At 58.8% G+C, this 12,992-nt stretch carries 9 protein-coding genes, 1 other RNA gene and 5 pseudogenes; 8 read left to right on the top strand and 7 right to left on the bottom strand.

Annotated elements, in window-relative coordinates:
- Window positions 1-628: 628 nt before the first annotated feature.
- A pseudogene (locus XBLMG947_RS07705) lies at window positions 629-1,145 on the bottom strand (hypothetical protein); the annotation flags it as partial.
- A gap of 102 nt (window positions 1,146-1,247) precedes the next feature.
- Between XBLMG947_RS07705 and xopAV the strand changes: the two are divergent.
- Window positions 1,248-1,943 (top strand): type III secretion system effector XopAV, encoded by a 696-nt coding sequence (gene xopAV, locus XBLMG947_RS07700; protein ID WP_065467430.1) that lies wholly within the window; start codon window positions 1,248-1,250, stop codon window positions 1,941-1,943.
- A 61-nt stretch (window positions 1,944-2,004) separates the two neighbouring features.
- Window positions 2,005-2,080, top strand: a non-coding RNA gene (locus XBLMG947_RS07695) — sX9 sRNA.
- A gap of 36 nt (window positions 2,081-2,116) precedes the next feature.
- On the opposite strand, the pseudogene XBLMG947_RS07690 reads toward XBLMG947_RS07695, so the two are convergent.
- Window positions 2,117-3,966, bottom strand: a pseudogene (locus XBLMG947_RS07690) (3'-5' exonuclease).
- Window positions 3,967-4,257: 291 nt separating this feature from the next.
- Window positions 4,258-4,593, bottom strand: a pseudogene (locus XBLMG947_RS07685) (IS4 family transposase); the annotation flags it as partial.
- Window positions 4,594-4,869: 276 nt separating this feature from the next.
- Here XBLMG947_RS07685 and xopAJ point away from each other — a divergent pair.
- Both xopAJ and XBLMG947_RS07675 read left to right on the top strand, forming a co-directional pair.
- Complete coding sequence (gene xopAJ / locus XBLMG947_RS07680) at window positions 4,870-6,132, top strand: zeta toxin family type III secretion system effector XopAJ/AvrRxo1 (protein ID WP_065467428.1); 1,263 nt, start codon at window positions 4,870-4,872, stop codon at window positions 6,130-6,132.
- A gap of 17 nt (window positions 6,133-6,149) precedes the next feature.
- Entirely contained in the window at window positions 6,150-6,446 is a 297-nt protein-coding gene (locus XBLMG947_RS07675) for a hypothetical protein (RefSeq protein WP_065467426.1), read from the top strand.
- Window positions 6,447-6,478: 32 nt separating this feature from the next.
- Here the strand turns inward: XBLMG947_RS07675 and XBLMG947_RS21305 are convergent.
- Both XBLMG947_RS21305 and XBLMG947_RS23575 read right to left on the bottom strand, forming a co-directional pair.
- A pseudogene (locus XBLMG947_RS21305) lies at window positions 6,479-6,987 on the bottom strand (transposase); the annotation flags it as partial.
- A 19-nt stretch (window positions 6,988-7,006) separates the two neighbouring features.
- Window positions 7,007-7,444 (bottom strand): annotated as a pseudogene (locus XBLMG947_RS23575) (integrase core domain-containing protein); the annotation flags it as partial.
- Between the two features lie 395 nt (window positions 7,445-7,839).
- Between XBLMG947_RS23575 and XBLMG947_RS07660 the strand changes: the two are divergent.
- Complete coding sequence (locus XBLMG947_RS07660; RefSeq protein WP_425479259.1) at window positions 7,840-8,385, top strand: hypothetical protein; 546 nt, start codon at window positions 7,840-7,842, stop codon at window positions 8,383-8,385.
- Between the two features lie 75 nt (window positions 8,386-8,460).
- Complete coding sequence (locus tag XBLMG947_RS24060) at window positions 8,461-8,820, top strand: excalibur calcium-binding domain-containing protein (RefSeq protein WP_104536929.1); 360 nt, start codon at window positions 8,461-8,463, stop codon at window positions 8,818-8,820.
- Between the two features lie 100 nt (window positions 8,821-8,920).
- On the opposite strand, the gene XBLMG947_RS07655 is transcribed toward XBLMG947_RS24060, so the two are convergent.
- Window positions 8,921-10,507: an SDR family NAD(P)-dependent oxidoreductase gene (locus XBLMG947_RS07655; protein WP_065467442.1), complete on the bottom strand. Its 1,587-nt coding sequence runs from the start codon at window positions 10,505-10,507 to the stop codon at window positions 8,921-8,923.
- A gap of 398 nt (window positions 10,508-10,905) precedes the next feature.
- Between XBLMG947_RS07655 and XBLMG947_RS07650 the strand changes: the two genes are divergently transcribed.
- Window positions 10,906-11,880: a glutathione S-transferase family protein gene (locus XBLMG947_RS07650; RefSeq protein ID WP_065467420.1), complete on the top strand. Its 975-nt coding sequence runs from the start codon at window positions 10,906-10,908 to the stop codon at window positions 11,878-11,880.
- A 73-nt stretch (window positions 11,881-11,953) separates the two neighbouring features.
- Window positions 11,954-12,349 (top strand): VOC family protein, encoded by a 396-nt coding sequence (locus XBLMG947_RS07645; protein WP_065467418.1) that lies wholly within the window; start codon window positions 11,954-11,956, stop codon window positions 12,347-12,349.
- A gap of 53 nt (window positions 12,350-12,402) precedes the next feature.
- Here XBLMG947_RS07645 and XBLMG947_RS07640 read toward each other — a convergent pair whose 3' ends face one another.
- Window positions 12,403-12,864 (bottom strand): DUF4126 family protein, encoded by a 462-nt coding sequence (locus XBLMG947_RS07640; protein ID WP_065467416.1) that lies wholly within the window; start codon window positions 12,862-12,864, stop codon window positions 12,403-12,405.
- Window positions 12,865-12,992 lie beyond the last annotated feature (128 nt).

Below are 12,992 nucleotides of genomic sequence, written 5' to 3'. Positions count from 1 at the left end.
CCCCGGGCGCATCAGACCGACCTGACAAGCGTTTATTGCGGCTTGCCATTAGACTGAGGAAGGACAACGGAAATCGATCTTCTGCCATTTGAGGCCTGAAATGCGCCAGGCCAAAAGGCAATGGTGCCTGCAGCACAGGTGCCTCGCTCGCAGTGGATTTTTATTTTCCCTGATTTACCAGGGTGAACTGCTGCGGCTGCAGTTGCTACCGCTAAGCTTCCGGCGAGATACCAATACAGGTTCACTGATCACTTTCTAGCGATCAGCACCGACAAAAATAAAAGGGCGGCAAAGAAACCTGCTCCCGCAAGCGCTTTAAGCCAGGTTTCCAGGAAAATCTGCGTTCGACCTGGCCCAGTGACGACGTGGGCGGCTAGGATTGAGAGCGCTAGCTAAGCCAAGCCGGAGAGAGCGAATGCCGACCCCGGTGTTTTGTGTCCACGCCACACCAAATGTGCTTGCAGCACAAAGAATGCTAACAACAGAATTGGCGCTATTGCGTAGCCAAGTAGCCTAACTTGGTTTTGAGTCACCAGAAAGAGGGCCGAGCACGCCACCGCTCCAAGGAGAAGAGTTGCTTCACGGGAGCGCAGACTTAGCATGCGCTCCCTGATACGAACCGTGCTCATTATTTGACTTGGACTACATCGCCGACGAGGACGGTTCCGCTTTCTACAGTCGCTGTGACTCCAGAAATGGTCGCTGCGCCGCTTTAAGTGAGCCAGTCTATCCCACGCTAGTAATCAGGTCGAGACGCTGCGTCAGGGCTTTCGTAAGAGCTGTAATCGACGTTGATAGGCTCGTTGCTAGAAGTCCCAATGAGGTTGCCTGCGGAATCGTGGGCTTCAACGTAAACAATGGCTCGCTTGGCGTAATCGTAAGCGAAAATCGCCCTGCTTTTATCATTGAACGTTGTGTCAATGCGGATGCTGCAATCTTCCTGGCTACTCCACTCGTAGTCGTTGGACAGAACCTGTTGAATGAAGAAGATGAAGTTTTCGCCAGTGTTGGGCACCTGCCAGTCGTTTGCTTCAAGCCACTGTATGATCTGTTGACGCGTTGCGCCTTCCCGACGCACGTCAAATGCGCTAGCGAACTGCGGATTGCTCTGCTGCAGGCGCGGCCATCTTTCTGATACCGGGTGGCAGCTGTTTCGTGCTGCGCCACGATTCTTCGGTCGGCTACTTCCTGTGCGATTGTAGCCGTGCACAATGGCGCACTTCTATGGTGAATCACAGAGGTGATGTATGCGACCTGTATCTTGGTCCATAACGCGTGGGGGGCGGAGGCTGGAGCAAGAAGGTGCCGCCACTGGAGCCAGTTCGTCTGGATCGGCCAGCGAGCGGCATGCCAACGCGCAACTGGAGGGTCTGCCACGGCGGCCGGTGCGGGAGGCCCAGCTCGTGGAGCCTCGCCTTCCCGTCAGTGTCCGTGTTGCGCAGCAAGTTTCACGTATTGCCAATCTTCCGTTGGGCGCACTCTTCGGCTTTAACAGCATTGCCGGTTCCATGAGCGGAGTATATGGGTATCTAGCAGACGATGAGTCCTACAGGAATTATGCAACGCTGTCCGGTGCGGGAGCTTTGGCTAGCGCAGTAGCGATCGGTGGAGTGAACCTGGCAGATTATCTGATCGTCTCCTACCTTCGGGCGCAGAGGCGCGCCCCTGCGGTGCAGAAGGCCGATAGAGCACGCGAACTCGGCACGACGGTTACTTGTCTTGATGAAGCGGTCGAAATGGTCACCATGCCCGACGCCGGTGGTCCCGGCGATGACCTAACAGTGGGTGAGCAGGTCGTGTTGGCCAAGGATCTGCTGAACCTCATCACTGCACAGCGTTCCCGGTTACCCTCGCAACTCTGGAACGCGGCCCGCGGCGTGCGCGAAGCCGATGTGCTGGTCAACCGTCTTTTGGCTGCGGCAAGGGATCGGGCAGCAGCCTAAGAGCGGCTAACAAAATTCCGGCGCAGCCGCCAGGCGGGCGCGGCCGGGGTTCGGAATCGGCATGTACCACTTGGACACTGCGGTTCTGAGCGCGCCGTCCACACCCGCCTGACGACTGCTCGCTACGTTTGTTAGCCGCTCTTAATTGCGTCGGGTCTTTTAAATCTAAGACTTCACGCTGCAAGCATGGTTCGCATTTGATCTACTGCCTGTCCAATCCGCTCGGTTAGTACTGTTTCCGAATGATGCAGCATTGTCAGCGAGCCCAGAGCCCGAGTCATTGCGACATACAGCAGTTTGGCCTCCTGCCTCATTTCCTCACTGTCGGCTTGCAAGCGTTGCCCAATCTCGCAGATACCGGGAATGAACACAGACTCGAATTCCAGGCCCTTGCTGGAGTGCATCGTCATGACCTTAACCGCGGGCTCGCCATCGAATAAGTGTCGCTTGTTGATCTCTTCCGCTAATACCACCGGAAGTTCTGCAGCCCGGAGCCGCGAGGCTATATGCGTGGCAAGTGCTTTATTACGGCAGAGAACAGCGAAGTCATTGGCACTCGCGCCGTTATTGATCGCTTCGCGTACCTGTTGGGCGATGATGCGTGATTCTTCCCAAATGTTGCTCGCCTGGATCAGCTCGGGGACGGCGCCTCGGCGTCCTGCACTCTCGGGTGTGATGACCGGCACATTGTCTTCATCGGCTTCTTCTCCGGTCAAGAGCTCTTGGGCAAAGGCCTTTGCAGTGGAGAGGATCTCCAAGGTGTTGCGGTAGTTCAAACGTAGGATCGTAGTGCGGCCCTTGGCCTGGATGCCAACGCTGGCGAAGCTGAACTTTCGACGTCCACCTGTGCTGTAGATGGTTTGCGCGTCGTCATAGAGCAGCAACAGCGAATTGGTTTCCGGGTCGACCATCTGCGTGACGATTTGCAGCCACTCGGGTGCAAAGTCATGGCCCTCATCGATCATCACCGCTGCGTACTGTGCGCGTGGAATCTGCTGCGACTTCACTGCTGCAACGACTTTGCTGACTAATGCTTCCAGGTACTGCTGGGCATTCGGCTGTGCGAGCGGAGGTTTGATGCCGTAGGCCTTCAGCTGTTCACTACACCAGCCGTGGAAATGACGCACACTCACGCGGTCTTGCACGCCATGCGCGTGAATGATGTGCTCCAGACGGCCGGCAAGTGTCTTGTTGTAGCAGAGCACCAGCACCGGCTTGCCCTGACGCTTCGCAATCTCCACGCACCGGTAGCCCAGGATCATTGTCTTGCCGGAGCCTGCCACGCCATGGATCACGCGATGGCCATCCCCCATCGAGCGAGCGAGCTGTTCTTGCTGCAGATCCATCACCTTGATCAAGTCGGGAATGGCGATGGGCTTGTCCGGCTGAGGTGAGGCGAACAACTGCACCTGTTCAGGAGGAACGATGCGTAGCTGAGGAAACAAATGCCAGCGAATTCGTTCGATCTGCGGCAAGCTGAGTTGGCAGGAGAACGTGGCAGGGAACATGTCCCAGAGCCGTTTCTGAAACGCCTCCGTGTCTACCGACTCGGTCATCTCGTCACGGCAGATCACGCTGCTTCCCGCGATCACGTTTCCTAATTCGGCCTCGTCAAACTGGGCGCGGCTGATATTGCTGAACACCACGCCAAAGCCCCAAGGCATGATTAGCTTGCCCTGGTACCTGGTACCTGGTACCTGTTGCCTTCCGGAAGGCGCAGTGCTGCATCCTTGAGCATCAGCTTGCCGACTTCGATACAAATGTCGCGTGCCTGGCGCAATGGATTAGACGTTACCTCACGGCCGCGCTCGGTATGGAGCACAGCGGTGTCGCGGTCAATTTCAGCGATTGTCTCCAGCTTCCAGTCTTTGACCTCGAGCACCAGGATCCCGCGATAGGGATGCAGCACAATAAAATCCGGATGCCGGTGACTGGGGCCGATCGGCACGTCGTACCAGCAGATGTACTCATCGTCTAGCTTGTCTTCCAGGCGCTGTGAAAAGCGCCGCTCGCCAGATGTCATCCGGCCAGCACTACTGGACCTACTCGGAATAAGCGTAGCCATGGGAGTCCCCTCCTTGGTATAGGCCCTAGCCTACCACTGGAAAACTTATGGATGAGTACTTCTGCACAGACTCGTAACTCGCCGAACAATAAAGCTTTGGCTAACCTGGTCTCCTAGCCAGGAAAATATTCTGATGAAACGATTACGCATGGGTGAGTTGTATCGCGACGCAAGGCCTGCTCTGCCAGAAGTGCTCGAGATCGATGAGATCTCGGAATGACGGGGTCAGGTTCTTGGGTATCCGCACGTTTACAGCATCACCGTGATCTGCATGCGCACTGCGTCGGGCAATGTGCGCAAGCGTGCTAGCCAGCGTGACCGGTTCCATCGGCCAGCGCCCGACCAACGCCTCGCGGCCGACACGCAGCGTCGAATAGAGCTCGCGCGTGCTGTTGCGCGGCGATAGCCGGTGCGCGATGGTAGTGGACTCGCAGCCCAGTCCTGCCAGCTTGCGAAGGTGGCAGGCGTGTTCAGCAACAACAGGATCTGCAGCCGCTCACCACGTCGGGTCAAGCTGTGTTCCATCGTCTGACCGTCGCGATGCGACTTCAGATCACGAAATGCCACTTCGGTCTGCATCCATCGTGTGGGAAACCTCGGAGTCAGGTCGGCTCTTTAATTAAAATAATATATTTATATGTTCAATATATTCAGCATATAAATGATGCGGGAGGGCTGGTTGCGTATTTGTTAATAGTTGCAAATTTATTTGAGCAATAACAAGGCTAGTGTGAATGTTTTGATAGCTTCGTTCGCTGCTCATATAGTTCGCGGGATGTGCAAGTTGCAATTTAGATCGCGCTTAATGTCTGCATCGTCAGGTGGGCCCTGCTTTCTTTGGATTCTGGAGATTTTTTGACCATGAAAAACAAGATAGACATTGCTAGCACAGCCGGACTTTCTAAGTCTCATGTTCCTTTTGATGATGCAGAATCTAAAAGTGTCCAGATTCCATCAACACAGTTGAAGCCAGAGTATAAAACTCAGACGCAGTTTGATAATTTGCCAGCGAGGCCTGCTGGTCCGAAGAACAGTACTACACCTCATGCGTACATCCATACATCACTACCAAATTCAGTGCCGGAAGGTGCATCGACATCCGCGATGACGCATCAGCAGGTTCCTCAGTTTAAAGGTACCGATGAGATATATAGTTTGGGTAACCTTCCATCTCCTGGTCCGGAGCGATGGAAGTATTTAGCGAGCCCGGAGAACTGGCATCCGGAGCGCCGTAAGCTACATGAAAAGCTATTGGCGCAAGCCCGGTCTTCCGCTTTGACCTTGGCAGAATCTCTTGAGAGTGATGGGTGCCAACCGACACTATTTGCGCTGCGCGGGAACACCGCGACGGGTAAAACGCGTATAGCCACAAAAAAGATTCCAGTGCTCGCCGCAGCGCTGGAGAAGACAGGTGGAAAAGGTTGCCTCAATCCAGATGTATTTAAGAGTTCGCTTGCGAAGTCCGAAACTGGCGTTAAGATACTTAGCTCGGCACAAGTGCACAGTGAGTCATGTTTTCTTGCCGACCAATTCGAAGGTGAACTTCGCTCTCAAAAGACGGGCAGCGGTGCAATCGCTAGCATTGTTATCGACAAGCGATTGGCAAGAGCATACGAGGTCGATAACTATATAGATCTGGCTAAAGGAACGGGCCGAAAAGTTGAACTGTGCGATATCGATGCGCCCCTTGAGAATTCTTTGATGGGAGTTTTGCAACGAAAACCTGAAGGTGAAGATCCTAGGCCGCCGTATCCAGTAGTATCGAGTGGATTTGTCGCGGTACGTACCAATAGAATGGACGTGATAGACAGGTTCATCTCCGATCCTAGCCTGGGAAACTATCGGCTGTTCGGAACAGCCGAAGATGGTAAGAAGGTTATGGTTGCTAGCGTAATGAGCGGTGAGTTGAGTATAGAGGATGCCGAGTTGTATGAAAAAGTAACGTCTTCACAGCCCTCGGTTACCGGCGAATTGGAGGATAAGATAATCGACAAGGAATTGATTGATCGTCTGACAAATCAGATGGATGATCCGGAGCGCGCGGCAAACGCACGAGCCGCCCTAGAAAAACATAATGGTAAGTCGTGGTCGGCCGCGCTAGCTGCTCATAGTGAACTAATTTGATTGACAGAGGAAAGACGATGAAAGATTTGAAGGGCGCAGCGGCACTCGAATTTCATAAGAAGCTTAAGGAGCGGAATGAAGCCTTACATGCTTCCGAGATTGAGTCAGCACTAGCACTTGCCGATGCCATCGGTAAGGAGCGGTTCGATCTCGATGAGCTGGAAAAACTGTGCGACACCAGTGGGGGCGGGCGCCTTCCTGATGTGGAAGACCGTCACGACATATATGAGCGGATGTACTACGTCGAGTATCCTAAAATTTTGACCCTAAAGGAGTTCGCTCGTGTCGTCGAGACACTTTCGTCTTGGTCATGACAGCCATGTTGATACCTGATTAGCCCTGTCTCTCAGCCATGAAAATTGCTCGCCATGCGCAGAGCCTGCTCCGGACAGTGCTTGCAATGCATCATCCTGTGGCGAGTCGTGGCAACATCGCGCGCGGGCGGGACCGGCGATTGAAACGGTAGGCCGCTTCGGCTGGACATCGCCTTGCGTATTTGCCTTGCGCGAGGGCGTGATAGGCGCCTCTGATGGCGCGCTTGAGGTTGCCCAGCACCAGGTTGACCCATCGGGCACCAGCATTCTCTGTCGCAGCATGCCCGCCGCCAGTGTCCAGCATGGTCTGCGCGTGGCCGGCATCCATCCGGCGGAAGCAGGCGAGTCCATCGGGATCGACCTCGCAGTCGGGCGCCAGGCGACACGCAATCCAGTCTATGAGCGAGGCAATGCCAAAGCCGCGTACCGGCTCGATCATTACAAAGCTCGGCGGGGTGAGGGGCGCGTCGGTCTGCACCGCAATCAAGAACGTCTGCTTGTTATCCGATCTGCGCCCCTTGCCACTGACCTCCTCTGACCCGCCCCCGATCCCAGGGCCATTAGTCGGTAGAGATTTCGACCTCTTTTCGCACCCGGGAATTCGCTCGGGCTCCGTGTGCTCGGGCGAATGCCGCAGGGGTTTTCCATGCCAGTGCACTGTGGGGTCGCTCCTCGTTATAGAACTTCCGCCACGCTTCGATTTTGCGGCGCGCATCGGCCAGAGACAAGAACCAATGCTCGTTAAGACGCTCCTGCCGAAGCCGGCCGTTGGAGCTTTCCACCATCGCGTTGTCCGTCGGCGTGCCACGCCGAAAAAAGTCCAGCTCTACACCTGCCTCGTACGCCCAGCGATCCATGACCTTGCCGGCGAACTCACTGCCGTTATCCACCTTGATCGCTTCTGGCTTGCCGCGTTGAACGACCAGGCGCGCCACTGTTTCGGCGACATCGTCAGCGCGCAAGGGCTGATCCACGACGATCTCCAGGCACTCATGCGTGTCGTAGCGCGTCTGTAGCCGAAGCAAGCTACGCATGAGCGCTGCCTTGCGCGCGCTCCGCAACGTGCTGCGATCGACCAGATGGATGCAGCGCTCGATGAATTCCTCGATAGCGTGTTGTGACATCTGTGCGTCCCCTGCGTCAGTGGTCAACGTCCAGGCGTCGTCATGCCAGTGGTCCGTGCAATCGTGAGCGCGAATCGCAGGGCGGGAGGCGTGCCGCTTGGCGCGGATCAGCGTGCGCTGCTGCGCATTTTCCACATCAGGCCGTCGTCAGTGATCAAGAAGCGCCACATCGCGCCGCTATCGCAGGCAAATGCAAGCGCTTGATTGCGACAGTGGAGAGTAGGTTGAACACATTGAGTCGATTGCTGGTCTTGTCTCTGGCAGCTGCCATGCCTGCCATGGCCGCAGAGCCTGCGTCTTCGCCTACCGACGGCGCCGGCGCACGCATCCGGATGTTTGGTCAAAATGGCGTTGGGATCGTGCTGTACAAGGATGCGGTGTGCACGGCCAAATATGGCGAGGAGGTGCGCGCGTCCGGTTCGCTAAAAAGCGCTTTCGGTTCGTTGATGGGCTCGGTGAAGAACGAGTCGATCGGCATTGCGGAGACGGAGAACACGCGTCATCTGCGCGACCGGAAAATGATCGGCTCCAAGCCGTTCTACAAGGAATACGCGATCGAGCCCGGCAAGCCGGTCGTTGTGGAGGCGGGTGCAAGCTCGCCGGCGCATTGGAGTCAGGCGCCTGGTTACCACATTGGCTGGAGCTGCGGCGCATTGCTTGCTTCCACGTTTATTCCAGAACCTGGCGCGGATTACGAGGTGGCCTTGAACCTGGATTTTCGTAGCTCGGTGTGCACGCTGGCCGTCAACCGTGTGGATGCAAACGGTCACGTGAGCCCGGTGGATGTGGCGCCGGTTGCCAAAGACTGCAAGTAATTGCAGCCCATCGTCGCAGCAAAAATAGAAGAAGTGCAGCGCAAGCGCTGCACGATTGGCAGTGGCCATTTTCGGATGCTTGATCGACTGCCGCTACGCCCGTTATTGCTGGCTACGTGTATCGCTGCGATTGCCTGGGTAACTCCTGCGGCTGTCGCGCATCCGGGTGGATTGAACAAGCAGGGTTGCCACAACGACCGCAAGAACGGTGGCTACCACTGTCACCGCTCCGCCAGTCGCGCAGGCAAACCGACGACCACGGCCGAGCCGTCCGATCCGTCCCCGTGGATTCCATCGGCCGGGGCGGTCTTCCGCAATTGCGCGGAAGCTCGCGCCGCTGGTGCTGCCCCGGTGCGGCGTGGCGATCCAGGATATGGCCCCCATCTGGATCGCGATCATGACGGCGTGGGATGCGAGCCGTCGCGTCGGCGCTGATGCACGACGCCCTTCTGACTGCTCACTGCCACGCATGACGCATACGGCTTGCCAGCATGCGCCACGCATCTGTGCTGGCTGCGTGGCCCAACATTACCCCTCACCAATCCGTCGGCGCGTAGTCCTTCAAAAATTGCCCCCAGACGTGCTCGCCGGTGTTGAAGCCGTGGATGATCGGGTCGACGATGCGGGCGGCGCCGTCGATGATGTCCAGCGGCGGGTGGAAGCGTTCCTGCTGCACCTTGAGGGCGGCGATGTCGGCCGGATCTTCGTCGGTCACCCAGCCGGTGTCCACGCTGTTCATGTGGATGCCGTCGTTTTGATAATCCGCCGCCGAGGTGCGCGTCATCATGTTCAACGCGGCCTTGGCCATGTTGGTATGCGGGTGACGGGTGGTCTTGAAGTTGCGGTAGAACTGCCCTTCCATCGCCGAGACATTGACGATGTGTTTGTCGCGCTCGGATGTGCGCAGCATCAGCGGCTTGAGCCGTGCGTTGATGATGAAGGGCGCGATGGCGTTGACCAGTTGCGTTTCCAGCAACTCCACCGACGGCACTTCGGCCATCAACAGGCGCCAGGAGTTGCGGCCGCGCAGGTCGACCTGCTGCAGGTCCTGATCCAGGCGCCCGTCGGGAAACAGATGTTGCTGGCCCACCAACTCGTCGTCCAGCAATGCAATCTGCGAGAGCTCGGCGGCGCGGGTAAGGCCGTCGGCGCTGTCGAGACCACGCGCGTGCACCGCCGGCAACGCGGTGGCCGACGCATCGCGTAGCAACTCCGGGGTGCGCAGACCTTCGTAATGGCCGACAAGGTGACGCACCGTCTCCGGCAATTCGTGCAGCGCGGCGGTTTCTCCGGCCATCATGTGCGCATAGAACTGCGGCGGGCGACGCACGGTCTGGCAGGCGTTGTTGATGATGAAATCCAGCCGTTCGCGCGTGGCCAGCAGTTCATTGCAAAAGGCCTCCACGCTGGGGGTGTGGCGCAGATCCAGGCCGAACACCTGCAGACGATCTCCCCATTGCGCGAAGTCCGGTTCCTGCGCGTAGCGCGCAGCCGAATCGCGCGGGAAGCGCGTGGTGACGATCAGCTCGGCACCGGCGCGTAACAGCTTCAAGCCGGCCTGGTAGCCGATCTTGACCCGCCCGCCGGTGAGCAACGCCACGCGGCCGCGCAGGTCGGCGGTTTCGGTGCGCTTGAAGAAATTCAGCTCGGCACAGGCCGGGCACATCTGGTCGTAGAAATGATGCAGCTCGGTGAACTTCTGCTTGCACACGTAGCAGTGGCGTAGCTCGGGCGAATGCGTGGGCTCGGGTGCGGCAGTGACGTTCTCGCCGTTGTGCGCATCGTGCAGGCCGGCGGCATGCGGCGGGAAATAGTTCGGCGTACTGAACACTGGCTTGCGTCGTAGGGCCCGGATGCCGCGTTGTTCCAGCAGTGCTTCGGCCTTGCGCACTTTCTCCTGATGCCGCTCGCGCTCGCGCTGCTTGAGCAACTGTCGCCGCGCTTTGGGCTCGGGGTGATAGACCTTGGCAACGACCTGGTGCAGCCGAACGCGGTCGGCTTCAGGCAGCGTGTCCAGCACGCTACGGTCGGCTTCGATGGCCTCCAGCAGATCCAGTGCCGCACGCAGGCGGTCGGTCAGGGGCAGGTCGTCGGTGGGCTCGGGCGGGACATTGGTATTCAAGGCGGATCCGGAAGGTGCGTTGGCGGCGGAGGTCAGGATGGCCGGCGGCCAGCGAGCGAAAACGAGGACGGCTGAGCGGGTGGGCAGAACGCCGCAGCGCATTGCCGCTTGCTGGGCGCTCGGCAGGCGAGCATTTTCGCCCATTGTGGGTGGTTGGCGCCAATGCGGACGGCTGAGCGGGTCAGCCGGGTCGTTGCCGCGCCATCGGGTCGGCGGTGTTGCGCGGCAAGATTCGAGTGATTCGCGTTGCTTGCCTGCTGCCAGGCGCGCGCACTGATGTGCTGTGATCGGCCACGGTCACAGCGTATCGCCTGCCTGCAAGCCACTGCCCCGCTCACGCAGCCTGCAACATCGGTGGGCTACGGTCGCGTGTGACTGTAGCTGTAGGAGAAAACGCGATGGGTCTGTTGGTGGACGGCAAATGGCAAGACAGTTGGTATGACACCAGCAAGAGCGACGGGCGCTTCGAGCGTTCGCAGTCGCAGTTTCGCAACTGGGTCACGCGCGATGGCAGTGCCGGGCCGCACGGTCAGGGCGGTTTCCAGGCCGCTGCGGGGCGTTACCACCTGTATGTGTCGCTTGCCTGCCCATGGGCGCACCGCACGCTGATCTTTCGTCGTTTGAAGGGCCTGGAGTCGATGATCGATGTGTCCGTCGTGCACTGGCTGATGGGCAAAAACGGCTGGACCTTCGCCAACGGGCCGGGCGTCGTGGGCGACACCGAGCATCATGCGCAGTCTCTGTACGAGGTGTACCTCAAGGCCGACGCGCACTACTCCGGGCGAGTCACCGTGCCGGTGCTGTGGGACCGCGAGCGCAAGACCGTGGTGAGTAACGAGTCGGCCGATATCATCCGCATGTTCAATCGCGCCTTCGACGAGGTTGGCGCTGCCGACGGCGATTTCTATCCGGAGCCGCTGCGTGAGCAGATCGATGCGGTGAACGCGCGTGTCTACGACACTGTCAACAATGGCGTGTACAAGGCGGGTTTTGCGACGACCCAGGCGGCGTATGAAGAAGCGGTGGTGCCGTTGTTCGAAAGCCTGGACTGGCTGGAAGCGCGCCTGAGCGCACAACGTTACCTCTGCGGCGACCGCCTGACCGAAGCGGACTGGCGCCTGTTCACCACACTGGTGCGCTTCGATGCCGTGTATCTGGGGCATTTCAAGTGCAATCTGCGCCGCATTGCCGATTACCCGCAGCTGTCGGGATTCTTGCGCGAGCTCTACCAGATGCCGGGCATTGCGGAGACGGTGAACTTCCAGCACATCAAGGGCCATTACTACCAGAGCCACGACACCATCAACCCGACCGGCATCGTCCCGATCGGGCCACTGCTGGATCTGGATGCGCCCCATGGGCGCGGCGACTGATTCGCAGGTTCGAGATGGCGGGTTCTGTGCAGTCGCGTATGCTGCGCACCTAGACGATTAACGGGATGACGTCATGCTCAATCATGTGATGGTGGGATCGAACGATATCGCGCGTACGCGTGCGTTTTACGATGCGGTACTAGGCGGCGTCTTCGGCGCACCCGCGCCGCTCGTCAATCAGGCGGCGACGGGGCACACGCGGCTGTTCTACCGGCATGCGGGCAGCACCTTTTGTGTGAGCGAGCCGATCAACGACGAACCCGCAAGCCCGGGCAATGGTGCGACGGTGGGCTTCAAATGCGATTCGCCCGAGCAGGTGCAACAATTCCATGATGTCGCGGTGGCTGCCGGCGGCGTCTCCATCGAGAAGCCGCCCGGCCTGCGTGAAAGCAGCATGGGTCCGACGTGGTTGGCTTACGTCCGCGACCCGGATGGAAACAAGCTGTGTGCGATTTATCGCCCAGCGTGAACCTTGCTGTCCGCGCTGTCTGTTGCAGAGGCAAGCCGCTTGGCTGAATTGCGTTATCGCTTGGCCGCGTCGCGCATGATCAGCGTCGCAGCGCCCACCGAAATGGCATCTTCGACAATGCCGGTGCTGGTCTGGCCATAACGTTCGATCGCCCGCATGCGTGCATTGAAGGTGAGATAAGCCGCAGCCACCGCAGTGGTGGCGCCAAGCAGGGCCGCGATTCCGCGTTGCTCGCGCGGCGCCAGTGCCGTACCGACGATGACACCGGTGGCGATGCGGGCGAGCATTCCGGGGAGCACGATGCGGTCGGGAGCGGTCTTCATCTTGTCGCCAGCCAGTTCGCCACCGGCCAGTGCCAGCATGCCGGCCGATGCCAGGGGATTGGCGAGCAATGCGGGCGCACCGTTGTCGGCAGGCAGGTTGCCGGTGCGTGCCGCATTGGCGACGGCCGCCAGCGGCGTCATCGAGCGCATGCCGGCAACGGCGCCCATCAGGATGGAGTGGATCAAAGCCATATGCACCTCTACGCGTGCTCGACCATTGCAGGCGGAATGCGCTGCGCGGGGCACGCTATTGTCGATGCGCAGACTAGGACCAGGCATGTGTGGGAGTTGGCAAGACGTTGTGCACGCCGCGCATCGAT

It is taken from the genome of Xanthomonas bromi, from assembly GCF_900092025.1.
Classification (GTDB): domain Bacteria; phylum Pseudomonadota; class Gammaproteobacteria; order Xanthomonadales; family Xanthomonadaceae; genus Xanthomonas; species Xanthomonas bromi.
Note: the sequence above shows the minus strand (reverse complement) of the source record. Positions and strands in the feature narration are given on the sequence as shown.